At 36.6% G+C, this 16,746-nt stretch carries 17 protein-coding genes; 12 read left to right on the forward strand and 5 right to left on the reverse strand.

What is annotated here, in order from left to right; all coding sequences use genetic code 11:
- From AEQU1_RS01420 to AEQU1_RS01450, 7 genes are all read left to right on the forward strand, one after another.
- Nucleotides 1–873, forward strand: coding sequence for a RimK family alpha-L-glutamate ligase (locus tag AEQU1_RS01420; RefSeq protein ID WP_111878200.1), 873 nt, complete (start codon nucleotides 1–3; stop codon nucleotides 871–873).
- Between the two features lie 111 nt (nucleotides 874–984).
- On the forward strand, nucleotides 985–1,410 hold the full coding sequence (locus AEQU1_RS01425; protein ID WP_111878202.1) for a RimK/LysX family protein: 426 nt from the start codon (nucleotides 985–987) through the stop codon (nucleotides 1,408–1,410).
- Nucleotides 1,407–2,279 carry a 30S ribosomal protein S6--L-glutamate ligase gene (gene rimK, locus AEQU1_RS01430; protein WP_111878204.1) on the forward strand — a complete coding sequence of 291 codons (873 nt, stop codon included), beginning with the start codon at nucleotides 1,407–1,409 and terminating at the stop codon, nucleotides 2,277–2,279. The genes AEQU1_RS01425 and rimK overlap by 4 nt, the downstream gene beginning before the upstream one ends.
- Nucleotides 2,280–2,281: 2 nt before the next feature.
- Complete coding sequence (locus tag AEQU1_RS01435) at nucleotides 2,282–3,283, forward strand: succinylglutamate desuccinylase/aspartoacylase family protein (protein ID WP_111878205.1); 1,002 nt, start codon at nucleotides 2,282–2,284, stop codon at nucleotides 3,281–3,283.
- Between the two features lie 4 nt (nucleotides 3,284–3,287).
- Nucleotides 3,288–3,854, forward strand: coding sequence for a 5-formyltetrahydrofolate cyclo-ligase (locus AEQU1_RS01440; RefSeq protein ID WP_111878207.1), 567 nt, complete (start codon nucleotides 3,288–3,290; stop codon nucleotides 3,852–3,854).
- 49 nt (nucleotides 3,855–3,903) lie between these two features.
- Nucleotides 3,904–4,191, forward strand: a complete 288-nt coding sequence (locus AEQU1_RS01445) for a CD225/dispanin family protein (RefSeq protein ID WP_111878208.1) — start codon at nucleotides 3,904–3,906, stop codon at nucleotides 4,189–4,191.
- Nucleotides 4,178–4,591, forward strand: coding sequence for a DUF2752 domain-containing protein (locus AEQU1_RS01450; protein WP_111878210.1), 414 nt, complete (start codon nucleotides 4,178–4,180; stop codon nucleotides 4,589–4,591). The genes AEQU1_RS01445 and AEQU1_RS01450 overlap by 14 nt, the downstream gene beginning before the upstream one ends.
- A 5-nt stretch (nucleotides 4,592–4,596) precedes the next feature.
- Here the strand turns inward: AEQU1_RS01450 and AEQU1_RS01455 are convergent, their stop codons facing one another.
- From AEQU1_RS01455 to AEQU1_RS01475, 5 genes are all read right to left on the reverse strand, one after another.
- A complete protein-coding gene (locus tag AEQU1_RS01455) occupies nucleotides 4,597–5,208 on the reverse strand; it encodes a lipoprotein signal peptidase (RefSeq protein WP_111878211.1) in 612 nt (203 codons plus the stop codon).
- Between the two features lie 88 nt (nucleotides 5,209–5,296).
- Nucleotides 5,297–5,860 carry a hypothetical protein gene (locus AEQU1_RS01460; RefSeq protein ID WP_146743700.1) on the reverse strand — a complete coding sequence of 188 codons (564 nt, stop codon included), beginning with the start codon at nucleotides 5,858–5,860 and terminating at the stop codon, nucleotides 5,297–5,299.
- A gap of 127 nt (nucleotides 5,861–5,987) precedes the next feature.
- Nucleotides 5,988–6,371 (reverse strand): TraR/DksA C4-type zinc finger protein, encoded by a 384-nt coding sequence (locus AEQU1_RS01465; RefSeq protein ID WP_111878215.1) that lies wholly within the window; start codon nucleotides 6,369–6,371, stop codon nucleotides 5,988–5,990.
- A 2-nt stretch (nucleotides 6,372–6,373) separates the two neighbouring features.
- Complete coding sequence (gene ileS / locus AEQU1_RS01470) at nucleotides 6,374–9,778, reverse strand: isoleucine--tRNA ligase (RefSeq protein ID WP_111878216.1); 3,405 nt, start codon at nucleotides 9,776–9,778, stop codon at nucleotides 6,374–6,376.
- Nucleotides 9,779–9,922: 144 nt separating this feature from the next.
- Nucleotides 9,923–10,468 carry a hypothetical protein gene (locus AEQU1_RS01475; RefSeq protein ID WP_111878218.1) on the reverse strand — a complete coding sequence of 182 codons (546 nt, stop codon included), beginning with the start codon at nucleotides 10,466–10,468 and terminating at the stop codon, nucleotides 9,923–9,925.
- Nucleotides 10,469–10,844: 376 nt separating this feature from the next.
- Here AEQU1_RS01475 and AEQU1_RS01480 point away from each other — a divergent pair, with 376 nt between their 5' ends.
- The 5 genes from AEQU1_RS01480 (at nucleotide 10,845) to AEQU1_RS01500 (ending at nucleotide 16,530) form a co-directional block, all read left to right on the forward strand.
- Nucleotides 10,845–12,929, forward strand: a complete 2,085-nt coding sequence (locus tag AEQU1_RS01480) for a cytochrome c biogenesis protein CcdA (protein WP_111878219.1) — start codon at nucleotides 10,845–10,847, stop codon at nucleotides 12,927–12,929.
- A 62-nt stretch (nucleotides 12,930–12,991) separates the two neighbouring features.
- Nucleotides 12,992–14,485 (forward strand): aminotransferase class V-fold PLP-dependent enzyme, encoded by a 1,494-nt coding sequence (locus tag AEQU1_RS01485; protein WP_111878221.1) that lies wholly within the window; start codon nucleotides 12,992–12,994, stop codon nucleotides 14,483–14,485.
- A gap of 29 nt (nucleotides 14,486–14,514) precedes the next feature.
- Nucleotides 14,515–15,432 (forward strand): DUF6268 family outer membrane beta-barrel protein, encoded by a 918-nt coding sequence (locus tag AEQU1_RS01490; protein ID WP_111878223.1) that lies wholly within the window; start codon nucleotides 14,515–14,517, stop codon nucleotides 15,430–15,432.
- A 69-nt stretch (nucleotides 15,433–15,501) separates the two neighbouring features.
- Nucleotides 15,502–15,855 carry a hypothetical protein gene (locus tag AEQU1_RS01495; RefSeq protein WP_111878224.1) on the forward strand — a complete coding sequence of 118 codons (354 nt, stop codon included), beginning with the start codon at nucleotides 15,502–15,504 and terminating at the stop codon, nucleotides 15,853–15,855.
- Nucleotides 15,856–15,996: 141 nt separating this feature from the next.
- Entirely contained in the window at nucleotides 15,997–16,530 is a 534-nt protein-coding gene (locus tag AEQU1_RS01500) for a YSC84-related protein (RefSeq protein ID WP_111878226.1), read from the forward strand.
- Nucleotides 16,531–16,746: the final 216 nt, after the last annotated feature.

Consider the following 16,746-nt stretch of genomic DNA (forward strand, 5'->3'; position numbering starts at 1 on the left):
ATGAATATTGCCATTTTATCGCGTGGGGAAACGCTCTATTCCACCAAAAGTCTTTTAAATGCAGGTGAAGCGCGAAATCATACTATGGAGGTTTTAGATCCTTCCTATTGCAATCTAGCCGTGGAAAACGGAAAGGCAACACTCTATTTTCAAAATGAAAAAGTAGAAGACATTGATGCAATCATTCCTAGAATTGGGGCCTCAAACACATATTTTGGAACCAATGTAGTACGTCATTTTGAGGCGATGGGTGTTTTTAGCATAGTTTCTTCTGAAGGAATTCTAAAAAGCCGTGATAAATGGACGTGTTTTCAAATATTGGCGAAAAATCATATTCCTCTTCCTAGAACTGTTTACGCATCCTTTTTCGAATTTGAAGAACAATTAAAAACCTTTAATGGCCACCCAATAATCATAAAACTTTTAGAAGGCACGCATGGTGAAGGAGTGATTCTTTCCGAAAGCCCGCAGAACGCTTTGGCTACTATTGAAACCTTAAATGCCGCAGGCGTAAAATTTATACTTCAAGAATATATTGAAGAAGCTAAGGGTACAGACATCCGCGCCATTGTTGTAGACGGAGTTGTAGTTGCAGCGATGAAACGGAAATGTAAAATTGGAGATTTTCGCAGCAATCTGCATCGTGGTGGCAGTTCAGAAATTATTTCCCTTTCTACCGCTGAAGAAAAAACTGCGATAAAAGCTGCCAAAGCTTTGGGTCTTGGCGTTTGCGGAGTTGATATTTTGCAATCTAAAAACGGTCCTTTGGTTTTAGAAATAAACAGCACGCCAGGCCTGGAAGGCATTGAGAACACTTCGGGTAAAAATGTTTCGAAAAGCGTAATTGGCTATATTGAAAGGAATAAGAAGTAACAGCATGCCTTTTTGAGGTGACCGTTCAGTTGTCCATTGGAATTTTATTCCCATAAATATCGCAATGGAATTTTTATTATTTAAATTGCATTTACAAAATCCCAAAAAACCTTGAAAATAAACATCGGAAGAATAGATAAAGCAGATTTTCCATTACTAAATCTGTTTGACATTGAAGTGAAAATTGACACAGGAGCCTATACTTCTTCCATTCACTGCAAAAATATGAAGGTGGAAGATTGTTATTTGAAATGTAATTTTTTAGACGAAGAACACCCTAGCTACCACGAAAAAGAAATTGTGTTTGACGAATATGATGTAAAAGTGGTGAAAAGCAGCAACGGCCAGTCTGAAGCCCGATACAGAATTAAAACAGAAGTAGTTCTATTCGGAAAGACGGAGCCAATTTATTTAACTTTGAGCGATCGCGAAGAAATGCGTTTTCCCGTACTTTTGGGCAGGAGTTTTCTAAGCAAAAAATATATGGTGGATATAAATAAAACTAACCTTTCCTTTAAGCTAAAGCAAAAAAAATGAATATCAAAATATTATCAGCAAACGCAAATTTATATTCCACCCAGCGTCTTGTGGAAGCTGCAAAAGCCAGAAACCATGACGTAGAAATTATAAATCACGCAAAGTGTGATATTGTAATTGAAAAGAAAAATCCGGTAATTTATTACAAAGGGCATAAATTGGATCATACCGATGCTATTATCCCGAGGATTGGTGCTTCTGTAACTTTTTATGGAACGGCGGTTGTACGCCAGTTTGAAATGATGCGCGTTTTTACAACTACGGAATCGCAAGCTTTGGTGCGCTCGCGTGATAAATTGAGAAGCTTACAAATCCTTTCCCGCGCAGGATTGGGATTGCCGAAAACCGTTTTTACCAACTATTCAAAAAACGTAAAGGAAATCGTGGATCAAGCAGGTGGCGCGCCCGTAATCATTAAATTGTTGGAAGGTACACAGGGTATCGGCGTTATTTTGGTTGAAACTCGAAAAGCTGCAGAATCAGTGATTGAAGCTTTCAATAATTTGCAAGCGCGAGTTATTGTTCAGGAATTTATAAAAGAAGCTGGCGGAGCAGACATTCGCGCATTTATTGTGGACGGACAGATTGTTGGCGCAATGAAAAGACAAGGGAAAGATGGCGAATTCAGAAGTAATTTGCACCGCGGCGGAACGGCTTCCGTAATTAAACTTACAGATGAAGAAGAAACCGCAGCATTAAAAGCAGCTAAAGCAATGGGACTGGGAATAGCTGGTGTAGATATGCTCCAATCTGCCCGCGGGCCGTTAATTTTAGAGGTAAACTCCTCCCCAGGTTTGGAAGGAATTGAACAAGCTACTGGAAAAGACATCGCAAATTCTATCATAAAATACATTGAACGTAACGTTTAACTATGGCCAAAAAAGAGGAACGTGATATTGTAATTTTAAACGAACGAATCGGTTTAGGAGAAAGCCGCACGATCGATTTCAGCATTGCAAAACTTTACACTTCTACCAAAGTTGAAATTCCTATAATTATTGAACGCTCCAAAATACCGGGTCCAACGGTTTTAATTACTGCTGCCATTCACGGCGATGAAATTAACGGTGTTGAAATAGTTCGGCAGCTTATAGCTCGAAAATTAAACAAACCAAAACGGGGAACAATTATTTGCATTCCCATACTTAACGTTTTTGGATTTTTAAATGGAGACCGCTCTTTTCCGGATGGACGCGATCTAAACAGGGTTTTTCCAGGAACCAAGTCAGGTTCATTGGCTAGCCGAGTTGCGTATCATTTCACCAAAAAAGTTTTACCTCACGCTGATTATTGCCTCGATTTTCATACAGGTGGAGCCAGCCGTTTTAACGCCGCGCAAATTCGCATAAAGGCAGGCGATGAAAAACTGCTGGAGCTTGCAAAAGTTTTTAATGCTCCATTTACAGTCTATTCAAATACGATAGAAAAGTCATATAGAAATACCTGTCAGAAAATGGGTATTCCCGTTTTGCTTTTTGAGGGGGGAAAAAGCCGCGAAAGCAATAAACATATTGCAAAAGAAGGCGTTGATGGCATATTACGTGTTCTTGACCACTTAAATATGTTAAGCAACAGACATGTTGCGCCAGACCCTCTTACAAAAACCGTTATTATTGAAAAAAGTAAATGGATTCGAGCCCACCGGAGTGGCTTACTTCACGTAAAAATTGACTGCAATAAACATGTTGAAAAAGGTGAATTTTTAGCAACGATTACAGACCCGTACGGAAAAATGCGATTCAAGGTTACTTCACCAAATACAGGATATATAATTAATGTGAACCAATCGCCCATAGTGAATCAAGGTGATGCCATATTTCATATTTCAACGTCAAATACTGCAAATAACGAAGCAGAAGAAATGGAAGATTAAAGCGATGGAAAAAGAAGTGCTTCGATCAAAATACAAAAACCTCCGCAAAAATCTTTCGATAGATTCCATTGAGGAAATGAGCCTCCATATTGCAAATCGAGCTCTAAAACTACCTATTTGGGGGGAAACATATTATCATATTTTTCTTCCAATTTCAGCAAAAAAAGAAGTGAATACCGAATATTTGATGCACATTTTACAAGGAAAAGACAAGAGCATCGTGGTTTCAAAAACAGATTTCATTTCGGGCGAAATGAAGCATTTTTTATTGCAAGAAAATACGGTTTTTAAAACTTCGGAATTTGGAATTCCAGAACCCATTTCTGGGATTGAAATTGCGCCAGAAATGCTTGATGTAATTTTTGTTCCGCTTTTGGCTTATGACCAAAAAGGACATCGCATTGGTTATGGAAAAGGTTTTTATGATAGATTTTTAGCAAAATGTAATCCTAAAGCAGTATTCATAGGACTTTCCATTTTTGAACCAGAGCCAGAAATATTTTTTGAAACCACAGATGTGCCTCTGGATTTTTGTGTTACTCCACAAAAAAATATTCACTTTCCAAAATAACCTATTATCTTTATATAGTTTAAATAATTACTAACCAATTAATTAAAAAATGGAAACAACCAATCAACCAATGGGAGTGCCTCCAGATAACAATCTTATATGGGCAATTCTATGTACCGTTTTATGTTGCCTACCTTTGGGCATTGTATCAATAATTAAAGCAACAAGAGTAAAAGAGCTTTGGGACCAAGGCGATACCATTGGCGCTCAAAAAGCTGCCGATGATGCCAAAAAATGGGCGATTTGGGGAGCAATTATTGGCCCTGTTTTATATATCCTTTTTTGGATTTTGTATTTTGTTGTATTTGCTGGTGCTTTAGCCTTTGGAAACTACTAAACTTTTAAAAATAGCCCTCATAACTTGTCTGCTTGGGGGCTTTTTCATTATATACTATTCTTTCAACCCTTCCCATAATTCTTATTTCATTCCTTGCCCTTTTCATTATGCCACGGGTCTTTATTGTCCCGGCTGTGGCTCCCAGCGTGCAATCCATCTCTTATTGCACGGGAATATTGTGGGAGCTTTTAGGTTCAATCCATTAATGGTTTTGACCTTGCCCATTTTGGTTTACGGTTTGGGAATTACGGTCACCAACTGGATTTTTGGCACCCGTTATCGGTTTATGCTTTTCTATAGCAACCTATTTATTTTTGGGTATTTCGGATTGGCAATCCTTTATTGGGTCTTGAGAAATTTACCCTTTTATCCTTTTGATTTACTTGCGCCAATAAGTTGAACCTATTATTCTGAAATCTCTTTCTTTGGAAATGCCTTTTTATTGAAAATCAATAATAAAATCACCCCAACACTAATAGAAGAATCTGCAATATTGAAAACGGGATCAAAGAAGGTGAAATATTCACCACCCCAAAAAGGAAACCATTCTGGTAAAGTACCGCCATACAATGGAAAATAAAGCATATCTACAACTTTTCCATGAAAAAGCGTTCCATAACCTCCAGCCTCAGGAAAAAATGTAGCTACTTGATGGTGACTGTCGTTAAAAATAATTCCATAAAATACAGAATCAATAATATTACCCAACGCGCCCGCAAAAATTAATGCGACACAAAAAATTAAAATACCCGGTAAATTCTTGCGAACGGAATCCCACAACCAATAGCCAATTCCACCTATGGCAACAATTCTGAAAAGGGTTAAAATAAGTTTTCCGTATTGACCAGGAATTTTTGCGCCCCAGGCCATCCCTTCATTTTCAACAAAAAGGATTCGGAACCAATCTAAAACGCGGATTTCTTCACCTAAAAAGAAATGTGTTTTAATATAAAATTTTGAAATTTGGTCAATCAATAAGACCAGAATAATAATTAGAGTAGCTTTTTTTAGGCTCATAAGTTTATAGGCTTACTTTCGCTAACGCATTGTTTAGCGAAGGCTCTCCATCGCAAAGGCTTCCGAGAGCGATGCAAAAATAGCAATATTATTTGGTTTGTAGCAGCGAAATACTGCCATTGATAGTTTCTGCCTCTATAAGGAATTTTCCTCCTGAAGAAAGTTCATTTTCAACCATTCCATACTTTGAAATAGCCTTTCCCGAAACAGTATTATTAGCATAAACTGTTATATTGCCATTCACAGTTTTAAGATGTGCGTTTCCAGAAAAATTACGCAAATCACAATTTGCATTTTCTATAGAAATAGCAAGATTTTTATAAGGCCCAATTGCATAAACTGAAGCTAATTTTGATTTTATTTCAACAGAAACTTCTTTAGGGATAATTAATTTCACTTCCACAGCCATTACTTTATGTGCGGCCAGTTTGTCGTTTTCCAAAGAGAAAAAAGGCACAAATCCTGTTTTCAATGAAAGTTTTCCATTCGTAATTTTTTCTTCAACAATTATGCTTTCCGCATGTTCGCCCGAAATATGTGTCGAAACTTTAATAGTGGATTCTTCAGAAGATTGAATTGTAATTTTATAAATAGCATCATCATTAATAGACAACGTGTGAATCCCTTCCGCAGAAAATTCTTTTTGAATCACTTTTTGTGCGTTACAAAATGTGATTCCAAAAAATAAAAATATAAATGCTGTTTTCAACATAAAAAAAGCCCCATCAAAAGAAAGGGGCTAAATTTTTAATACTTCTTTTGGGTAAGTAAATGAAATGCTATTTCTGCAAATTCTTTGCTTCAATACTCAAAGTAGCGTGTGGCACAAGTTTTAAGCGCTCTTTATTGATAAGTTTTCCAGTTACTCGACAAACACCGTACGTTTTGTTTTCAATGCGCACTAAAGCATTTTTAAGGTCGCGAATAAACTTCTCTTGACGAATGGCAAGTTGCGAATTTGCTTCTTTACTCATTACTTCACTTCCTTCATCAAAGGCTTTGAACGTGGGTGAAGTATCATCCGTACCGTTATTACTGTCATTTTTATATGAACTCTGGATCAACTCCAACTGTTCCGTTGCTTTCTTTATTTTATCATTCAGAAGTGTTCTGAATTCTTCCAGCTCAGCATCTGAATATCTGGTTTTTTCTGTATCTGTCATGTCTAGTGTTTTTTAATGCTTATACGTGTTTCAATTTCGTCAAACGCAATATCTGTTCCATTAACAATTTGGGGTTGAAATTGTAAAACCTCTGTTAATGTTTCTTCTTTGATATACTGTAGGTTTTGGTCTACCGCTTCCTTTAGCTTCTCGTTATCCTGAAGTATTACCTCAATTCGGTCTGTTACTTCAAACCCATTATCTTTTCGTAAATTTTGAATTCTGTTAACCAGTTCTCGAGAGATACCTTCATTTTTCAAATCGGGGGTTATCGTAACATCAAGTGCAACAGTAACTCCATCTGCATTTGCAACCAACCATCCCTCAATATCCTGTGAACTTATGATTACGTCATCGAGCGCCAAAGTAGTATTTTTTTCATTAATAAAAACAGTTATTTCCCCATCTTTTTCAAGCGCTGCTATTTGTTTTTGGTCGAAGTCTGAAATGACTGCTGCCACTGCTTTCATGTCTTTTCCGAAACGAGGCCCGAGAGCTTTAAAATCTGGTTTTATCTGTTTTACCAACATTCCAGAACCTTCGTCAATCAGTTCAATTTCCTTTACGTTCACTTCGCTTTTAATTAGATCTGAAACCGCAAGAATTTCTTCTTTTTCGGAATCTTCCAAAACCGGAATCATTATTTTTTGAAGTGGTTGGCGCACTTTTATCTTCTCTCTTTGTCTTAACGAAAGCACCAATGACGATATTGTCTGCGCCTTCTGCATCTTGTGCTCTAACTTTTTATCAATGAAGGAAACATCCGCTTTTGGAAAATCGGTCAAATGTACTGATGCTTTTTTATCTTTAGCTGTGCCCTGCGTTAAATCTATGTAAAGCCTGTCCATAAAGAATGGCGCTACGGGAGCTCCTAATTTTGCAACGGTTTCCAAACAGGTATACAGCGTTTGGTAAGCCGAGATTTTATCTTCTTTATAGCTTCCCTTCCAGAATCTTCTTCTGCTTAAGCGCACAAACCAGTTGCTTAAATTTTCCTGAACAAATTCTGAAATAGCGCGCGTTGCTTTCGTTGGTTCATAATCTGCGTAATAATCATCCACTTTTTGGATAAGCGTATGCAATTCTGAAAGAATCCAACGGTCAATTTCTGGACGCTTTTCCAGTGGCAGGTCTTTTTCAAGATACTGAAAATTATCTAGATTGGCGTAAAGGCTAAAGAAACTATAGGTATTGTAAAGTGTTCCAAAGAATTTATTGCGCACTTCCGATATTCCGTCTTGATCAAATTTAAGGTTGTCCCACGGGTTGGCATTACTTATCATGTACCAACGTGTAGCATCGGGGCCAAAAACGTCCAAGGTTTCAAAAGGATCCACGGCATTGCCCAGACGCTTGCTCATTTTCTGACCGTTTTTGTCTAAAACAAGTCCGTTTGAAACTACGTTTTTATAGGCTACATCGTCAAAAATCATGGTTGCAATTGCATGCAATGTGTAAAACCACCCACGAGTTTGATCTACACCTTCTGCAATAAAATCTGCTTTGCGCCAAGTATCTTCAACCTTTTCTTTGTTTTCAAAAGGATAGTGCCACTGCGCATACGGCATGCTTCCGCTGTCGAACCAAACGTCTATCAAATCTGCTTCGCGCTTCATTGGTTTTCCGCTTGCGGAAATAAGGATTATTTCGTCAACAATGTTTTTATGAAGATCGATTTTAGCATAGTTTTCTTCCGAAAGATCTCCTATTTTGAAATCTTCAAAAATGTCTTTCTGCATCAATCCTGCAGAAACGGCTTTTTGCATTTCGGCTTTCAGTTCTTCCACAGAACCAATTATGATTTCTTCTTTTCCATCCTCCGTTCTCCAAATTGGCAACGGAATTCCCCAATAGCGAGAACGCGAAAGGTTCCAGTCGTTAGCATTTGCAAGCCAATTACCAAAACGGCCTTCACCAGTTGATTTAGGTTTCCAGTTTATTTCTTTGTTCAATTCGAACATTCTATCTCGAAAATTCGTAACTTTTATAAACCACGAATCCAACGGATAGTATAAAATTGGTTTGTCGGTACGCCAGCAATTGGGGTAGCTGTGCAAATATTTTTCAACTTTAAAAGCTTTATTTTCGGTCTTCAGTTTTATAGCAATTTCTACATCTACCGATTTTTCGGGGACTTCAGAATCTTCATAATACTCATTCTTGACATACTTGCCGGCAAGCTCTTTCATTTCTGTACGAAACTTTCCTTGCAGATCCACAAGTGGAACCAAATTGCCGTTTTCATCTTTTACAAGCATAGGCGGAATTTCCGGCACCGCTTCTTTTGCAACTTTGGCATCATCTGCCCCAAAAGTTGGCGCTGTGTGAACTATTCCAGTTCCATCTTCCGTAGTCACAAAATCGCCCGCAATTATTCTAAAAGCATTTTCTGGATTTTCAAAAGGATGTACGTAATCCAACAACTGCTCATAACGAATTCCTAACAAATCTGCGCCTTTAAATTCCTTCACAATGTAATATGGAATCACTTTGTCGCCCTGTTTATAAGCCTCTAATACGTCTTCATTTGGCTTTTCCTCATAATTTTTTGCAAATTGACTCGCAACCAGCTTCTTTGCTAGCACCACATTTATGGGTTGAAAAGTGTATTGGTTGAATGTTTTTACCAATACATAATCAATCTTAGCGCCTACCGTTAAAGCAGTATTGCTCGGAAGCGTCCAAGGAGTTGTGGTCCAAGCAAGGAACCAAATATTGTTTGATTCTTCCCCAAGAAAATCTGGCAAGGTTTCAGCCATTGCCTTAAATTGAGCAACAACGGTAGTATCTGTAATATCTTGATATGTTCCGGGTTGATTTAATTCGTGCGAGCTTAATCCTGTTCCTGCTTTTGGTGAATACGGCTGAATTGTGTAGCCTTTATATAATAAATTCTTGTTGTAGATTTCCTTCAGCAACCACCAAACTGTCTCCATATATTTGGGCTCATAGGTAATGTAAGGATCGCTCATATCCACCCAATATCCATAACTTTCAGTTACTTTATTCCATACATCGGTGTAGCGCATTACAGCCTTTTTACAGGCGGCGTTATAGTCTTCTACTGAAATCTTTTTGCCAATATCCTCTTTCGTTATACCGAGCTCTTTTTCCACACCTAGTTCTATAGGCAAACCGTGCGTATCCCATCCTGCTTTTCTATCTACCTTAAATCCTTTTTGGGTTTTATAGCGACAAAAAATATCCTTTATGGCACGCGCCATTACGTGATGGATTCCGGGAAGACCGTTTGCTGACGGTGGTCCTTCAAAAAAAACGAACGGCTGTGCTCCTTCGCGAATGGAAATACTCTGTTCAAAGATGTTTTCTTCTTTCCAGAAATCGAGTACTTCTCCCGCCAATTTAGGGAGGTCTAGCCCTTTGTATTCTTTAAATTTTTTGCTCATAATGTGGGTGTTGTAATAAAGGTTGCAAAAGTAAGGTTTTTTGAAGAAAAAAAAGAAGGCATTAACTTTGGAGTCTTTAAGTTTTAAATTAAAAAACGCCACCAAAAAATTGGTGGCGTTAGTAAAACATGAAATATTTAGAAATTATCTCGTAAATTTTAATTCTTTGGTAGTAACGGTTCTACTATTACCAGAGGTAACTTCGATTTCAGAAAGTAAACTCATCGAACTTTCAGTATAATTCGAAATTGCGAAAATATCCGTAGAACCATTATTTGAACCACCCGTGTAATTTAATATAACTATACCACTTGCTACATTTAAACTGTAATTTCCAGAATTGTTTAAGGAAAGACTTATAGGATCATTTTGCACTGTAGTTCCGTCTGCTTGTACTGTAGTTAATGTGGTTACATAATTTCCGGACGACGTAAAACTTCCATCAGCACTAAATACATATTTGGTTTGTGTAAATATACTTCCCAAATTCACACTAGTAGAAGTAGAAGTAGTTCCATTGGCGAATGTAACAGTTTCAATAACTTTCTCTTCGAAAAAATTTAGGTTGTAAGTACCCACGAAATTAGAACTAGATAAAGTATAAGGTGGGGTAGGGTTATCATCATCTTTGCTACAGCTAATAGCTGCAATTGAAAGGACAAATAGAAAAATTAATTTAGTTAATTTCATAATTAATAATTTTTTAAATTTTCGGCGAATATAGCACCATTTCAGATAGTAACACTAAAACCATACTTTTATTATAATTTGGTCTACTCTAATGCGGTTAAATTTGCGTTTTTAGTATAAAAATTATATTAATTTATACAACTTTATATCTCCAATACACAATCAATCTTCATCGTAATTTTTAATTATTTTGAAGGTTTTTTCCCAAAACGTCATCATTATTTTGAATACTGCATTTTTTCCCTCAAATTTGATGTCATTAAAAGATTTTATATAATATTATTCCCTAATGAAATGCCCATTAACTAATAACAACCTAATTAATGATAAATAGATAGGGCATTACATCTTCCTATTTATCAAATATTAAATTAAGATGAAAAAAATATATCTTTTCCTCCTCCTCGCCACAGTTTCTCTTGCTTCCGTTCAATCTCAGATTCTTGATCCCGTAAAGTGGTCCACGAGCATAAAAAAAATATCGGAGACTGAATACGATTTAATTTCAAAAGCATCTATTGAAGATAAATGGCACTTGTATTCGCAGGTAGTTCCGGACAATGGACCATTACCAACAAATCTTACTTTTGAAGAAAACAGTGCATACAAATTAATTGGAAAAGCAAAAGAAAGCAAAGGCCATACCGTTCACGATCCTGTATTCGATATGGTAATTACCTTTTTTGAAAACAGTGCAACTTTTACCCAACGTATTAAATTAACTGGAGATAAAGGCACCACGGTAAAAGGTGAAGTAGAATTTATGGTTTGTGACGATACCCGATGTTTACCTCCAAGTTATATTGATCTGATTTTTAAAATTCCCACTCCCGAAAAAAGTAAAGAAGCGGCAGTAACTTCTGAAAACACAGATAATTCTGAAACCGTCGAACCTACTACTGAAAAGGTTGAAAACAATGCAACGGTTGATACTGTAAAAACTGAAGTTGTAAAAGACACCCTTCAAGCTTCCTCAGAAAAAACACTTTCAGCTGTTGAACAAAACCAAAAACAAGATGAAAAAGGACTTTGGACCATCTTTTTCTTTGCCTTTCTTTCAGGATTTGCGGCATTGCTTACACCTTGCGTATTCCCAATGATACCTATGACCGTAAGTTTTTTTACGAAGCAAAGTAAAACAAAAGCAAAGGGTATTAAAAACGCTATTATTTATGGTGCTTCAATAATCATTATTTATGTATTATTAGGTATTCTAGTAAGTTTAATATTTGGGCCGCAAGCACTAAATGCCCTGTCAACCAATGTTTGGTTTAATCTTATCTTCTTTGTTTTGTTAATTGTATTTGCAGTTTCCTTTTTAGGAGCTTTCGAAATTATGCTTCCTAATTCATGGGCTAACAAAGTGGACTCGCAAGCTGACAGAGGCGGTTTAATAGGTATCTTTTTTATGGCTCTTGCTTTGGCTATTGTATCGTTTTCGTGTACTGGGCCTATTGTTGGAACGCTATTGGTTCAAGCAGCGGCTGGTGGAAGTCAAGTAGGACCTATTGTTGGGATGTTTGGATTTTCTTTAGCTATAGCATTACCTTTCGCATTATTTGCAGCCTTTCCAGGATGGATGAATTCGTTGCCAAAATCTGGAGGTTGGTTAAACACTGTAAAAGTAGTATTGGGCTTTTTAGAACTAGCCTTGGCATTTAAATTTCTTTCAAATGCAGATCTTGTGCTGCAGATGCACTTGTTGGAACGTGAGGTTTTCCTCGCTATTTGGATTGCCATTTTTGGGGCTCTGGCGCTCTATCTCTTCGGAAAAATCAAGTTGCCACATGATTCGCCATTAACACATATTTCGGTTGGACGACTTAGCCTTGGGCTACTGGTACTAGCATTTACTGTTTATATGATTCCTGGACTTTGGGGTGCGCCCTTAAACCTAATTAGTGCTTTCCCGCCGCCTTTAGATTACGCAGAATCGCCTTATGGTGTTGGTAATTCCAAAGTTGGAGGAGGGATTGTTGCGAATGAACACCAAGAGGTACCCGAAGGTGCACATCTATTAGCACCCCATCAAATTTTAGCATTTAACGATTATGACAAGGGTCTTGCATATGCAAAAACAGTAGGTAAACCAGTAATGATTGATTTTACGGGTTGGGCCTGTGTTAATTGCCGAAAAATGGAGCAGAACGTTTGGGTAGATGACAAGGTATTGAATATATTGAAAAACGAAGTAGTACTTATATCACTATATGTTGACGACAAACGTAAACTTGAAGATGACGAAATTGTTGAATCACAATTAAAACCTGGTAAAAAACTTAAATATATCGGTCAAAAATGGAGCGAGTTACAAACCATCAAGTATAAAACCAATTCGCAACCCTTTTATGTTTTGATGGGCCACAATGAAGAAAATCTAATTGATCCAGTTGGTTATACACCAGATGTCGAGGAATATTATGGATGGCTTCAAAAAGGAGTTGGCGCTTTTAAAAAATAAGGATATAAATTACTTGCTTTAAGCACTATTGATTAATTTTAAATGATTTTAAAACATAAATGATGATCTCTTCGGAAGAAAAAGTAAAGCCCACCGTTTTGGAAAAGTATTTCGAACCTTTCCGAAATAATATCGTGGGTATAAACCAAGAATTTGATTCACCTTTCGGACGAAAAAAAATAATTTATACCGATTGGACGGCAAGTGGCCGCTTGTATGCGCCTATTGAAGAAAAAATGCTCAAGGATTTTGGGCCATTTGTAGCAAACACTCATACTGAAACTTCAGTAACAGGAACTGCGATGACCAAAGCGTATCACGAAGCCCGAAAAATCATCAAAAAACACGTAAATGCGAACGATCACGACGTGCTCATTACCTGTGAAAGTGGAATGACGGGCGTGATAAACAAGTTTCAACGTATTTTAGGACTTAAAATCCCCGAAAACATAAAACCATACACTAATATTCCTGATGAAATAAGACCAGTGGTTTTTGTTACCCACATGGAGCATCATAGCAACCAAACCTCGTGGTTGGAAACCATTGCAGAAGTTATTGTAATTCCACCAAATGATGAAGTTTTGGTCTGCATGAAAACATTTGCCGAAACTGTTGAAAAATATAAAGACCATCCCATAAAAATTGCAGCAGTTACAGGTTGTTCAAACGTAACGGGAATCCAAACTCCTTATCACGAAATTGCAAAATTGATGCACCAAAACGGCGGCCTTTGCTTTGTAGATTTTGCTTGCTCGGCACCCTATATTTCTATAAATATGCACCCCGAAGACGAAGAGGCTCATTTGGACGCAATTTTCTTTTCGCCCCATAAATTTTTGGGCGGGCCGGGTTCTAGTGGCGTGCTTATTTTCAACAATAATTTATATAAAAATACCATTCCAGACAATCCTGGAGGGGGAACCGTTTCCTGGACAAACCCATGGGGAAACCATAAATATATAGATGATATTGAAACCCGAGAGGACGGTGGGACACCTGGTTTTCTTCAAACTATCCGCACGGCTCTTTCCATTCGTTTAAAGGAAAAAATGGGTATTAAAAATATTTTGAAACGTGAACACGAGCTTTTGGATATTGTTTTTGAAAAACTAAGTGGCATTCCGAATCTTAAAATTTTAGCTCCAAAAACGCAAAATAGATTAGCGGTAATCAGTTTTTATATTGACGATCTGCATTTCAATCTGGGGGTGAAATTGCTCAACGATCGTTTTGGAATCCAAACTCGTGGCGGATGTTCTTGCGCCGGAACCTATGGACATTATTTACTTCACGTAGATCAGGAAACTTCAAACCGTGTTACTTGTGAGATTGACCAAGGAAATCTTACCCACAAACCAGGCTGGATACGAATGTCCATACACCCAACAACTACAAATGAGGAAATAAAATATGTATGTGATTCCATAAAACAACTGGCAGAAAATTTTTCAGAATGGAGCAAAGATTACAAATACAACTCCCATAGCAATGAATTTTTTCATCAAAACGAAATAGCAGATAATAAAATGGAAGCTTGGTTTACATTTGAATAACGATCTCTCACTAAACATCTTTAAGTAACTTGAAAAAACTTCTACTTCTAATTCTACTTATTCCTTTTTTTATTTCTGCACAGGAATATGTAGATATTTTTCGAATTGGCTACGGACAAACTTTAAACAATAATTTTGAAGCTGTTGACAGTAGCACTAATGTAAAATCGTTTGAAGCTGGATTAACATTTCCAATTGTTATAAACGAAAATCAGGCGTTAATTACGGGTGCAGATTTCAGCAGTAATAATCTCCAACTTTTCCCGGAAGCTGAATACACTAGCCTTTACAGTACAAATCTTAAATTAGGCTTGGCATCAACTTGGTCTGAAAAATGGAGCACAACAATTGTCTTACTTCCGAAGATTGCTTCCGATTATAAAAATATTTCCAGCGATGATTTTTATTTAGGTGGTTTCGCACTTTTAAAATTGAAGAAAAACGAAAATCTAAAATACCGCTTTGGTATTTATGCCACACAAGAAGCTTTTGGTTTTTTTACAACTCCAATATTGGGTTGGTACTATTTAAGCCCAAACAAGCGGTTTGAAATGGATATGAGCTTACCTATTTCAGCAGACGTTAGCTACAAATTGGGAGTTACAACTGTTGGTGTCGATTATTTTGGCATTGGCCGCAGTTTTAATGTTCATTATGAAAATCTGCCTAAGTTATATGCAGACCTCAGCTCATTGGAATTTGCTGGCTATTTACAGTTCAATACATTAGAAGAAAGTGTTTTGCTACGAGCAAAATTTGGTTATTCCAGCAATAATTATGAAATGTATGCCGAAGGCGAAAAAATTGATTTAGGTGTTTCAGCATTTAGTTTTGGTGATGACCGCACGCAATTGAATCCTTCATTAAACGGCGGAGTTTTTTTAAAATTTGAAGCTATTTATAGATTTCATATAAAGGAAAAAACTACTTCAGAAAAAAAATACTAAAAACTTTTTTGAGCTTTTCAAACATCTTTTGACAGTTTATCTTTTCGGAAAAAAATTCTATCTTTAAATATGGAAAGAACTTGCCCGGAATGTGGTGATAAAATAATAGGCCGTGCTGATAAAAAATTCTGCAGCGACGCATGCCGCAATACACATAACAATTCACTCAATAAGGATAATAAAAATTTGGTTCGAAACATTAACAATCGGCTTCGAAAAAACTATCGCATACTTGAAACTTTAAATTCTGAAGACAAAACAAAAACTACTAAAGAAAAGCTCGTGCGAATGGGTTTTAGTTTTGATTATTTCACAAGTATTTATACCACCAAATCTGGCTCCACCTATTTCTATTTATATGATCAAGGTTACCTTCTCCTGGATAATGATTTTTATCTTTTGGTAAAAAAAGACCTTAAGTAATTTTTTCGGGTAACTTAAAATTCTTTCTGAAAAAGTTGTTTTTTAAAAATTGGCAAATTCTTATAAATTATCTAACAGTGTTTTAACCCGGGTCACTTTATATATAAGGTATCTTTAAACCCTAACAAAAAAACACATATTATGAAAACTAAGAATTTTTTAATGATGGCGATGCTATTTTTCAGTATTTCGCTTTTTGCACAAAATGCAGATGATAAAAAAGTAATTAAAGATGCTGAAACAGCGAAAGTCGCTTTTCTAAAAGCAAATCCAAAACTGCAAAGTTACTTTGATGATGCAAAGGCATATGTTATATTTCCAAATGTCGGAAAAGGAGCCTTAATAATTGGGGCCGCCTCTGGTAACGGAGCAGTTTATGAACGCGGCGTTCTAGTGGGAATGGCAAATATGAAACAAGTAGATGTGGGAGCGCAGATAGGTGGAAAAGCATTTAGCGAAGTTATATTCTTGAAGACAGATAAAGCAGTTCAAGATTTTATGAATGATAATTTTAAATTTGGATCAAATCTTTCGGCAATTGCCGCAAACCAAAGCGCACCTTCATTTGATGTTACTTACACGGAGGGCGTTGCCGTATTCACCTTGCCAAAAGAAGGATTAATGGCCGAAGTATCTGTAGGTGGACAGAAGTTTGATTTTGAAGATTTTGAATAATTTAAGCTTTAAATAATCTATATTATAAATTTTTATTAAACCGTTTAACCACTTAGGTGCTTAAACGGTTTTTTAATATTAAGAATACGAAACCTAAAAAGAATAACTATTTTTTAAAATCTCCTTTACAAAAAATTCTTTAAAAAATATAAAAGACTTTCTTTCAAATAAAAAAATCGCCCGGATAATCCGGGCGATTTCATTCTAACAATCAAC

The sequence above is a fragment of the Aequorivita sp. CIP111184 genome, assembly GCF_900489465.1.
Lineage (GTDB): Bacteria > Bacteroidota > Bacteroidia > Flavobacteriales > Flavobacteriaceae > Aequorivita.

Bases quoted from the DNA above. Each gene is read 5' to 3' on its own strand.
- AEQU1_RS01420 (WP_111878200.1), top strand. From the start codon at position 1: ATGAATATTGCCATTTTATCGCGTGGGGAAACGCTCTATTCCACCAAA.
- rimK (WP_111878204.1), top strand. From the start codon at position 1,407: ATGAATATCAAAATATTATCAGCAAACGCAAATTTATATTCCACCCAG.
- AEQU1_RS01435 (WP_111878205.1), top strand. From the start codon at position 2,282: ATGGCCAAAAAAGAGGAACGTGATATTGTAATTTTAAACGAACGAATC.
- AEQU1_RS01440 (WP_111878207.1), top strand. From the start codon at position 3,288: ATGGAAAAAGAAGTGCTTCGATCAAAATACAAAAACCTCCGCAAAAAT.
- AEQU1_RS01445 (WP_111878208.1), top strand. From the start codon at position 3,904: ATGGAAACAACCAATCAACCAATGGGAGTGCCTCCAGATAACAATCTT.
- AEQU1_RS01455 (WP_111878211.1), bottom strand. From the start codon at position 5,208: ATGAGCCTAAAAAAAGCTACTCTAATTATTATTCTGGTCTTATTGATT.
- AEQU1_RS01465 (WP_111878215.1), bottom strand. From the start codon at position 6,371: ATGACAGATACAGAAAAAACCAGATATTCAGATGCTGAGCTGGAAGAA.
- ileS (WP_111878216.1), bottom strand. From the start codon at position 9,778: ATGAGCAAAAAATTTAAAGAATACAAAGGGCTAGACCTCCCTAAATTG.
- AEQU1_RS01475 (WP_111878218.1), bottom strand. From the start codon at position 10,468: ATGAAATTAACTAAATTAATTTTTCTATTTGTCCTTTCAATTGCAGCT.
- AEQU1_RS01480 (WP_111878219.1), top strand. From the start codon at position 10,845: ATGAAAAAAATATATCTTTTCCTCCTCCTCGCCACAGTTTCTCTTGCT.
- AEQU1_RS01485 (WP_111878221.1), top strand. From the start codon at position 12,992: ATGATCTCTTCGGAAGAAAAAGTAAAGCCCACCGTTTTGGAAAAGTAT.
- AEQU1_RS01495 (WP_111878224.1), top strand. From the start codon at position 15,502: ATGGAAAGAACTTGCCCGGAATGTGGTGATAAAATAATAGGCCGTGCT.
- AEQU1_RS01500 (WP_111878226.1), top strand. From the start codon at position 15,997: ATGAAAACTAAGAATTTTTTAATGATGGCGATGCTATTTTTCAGTATT.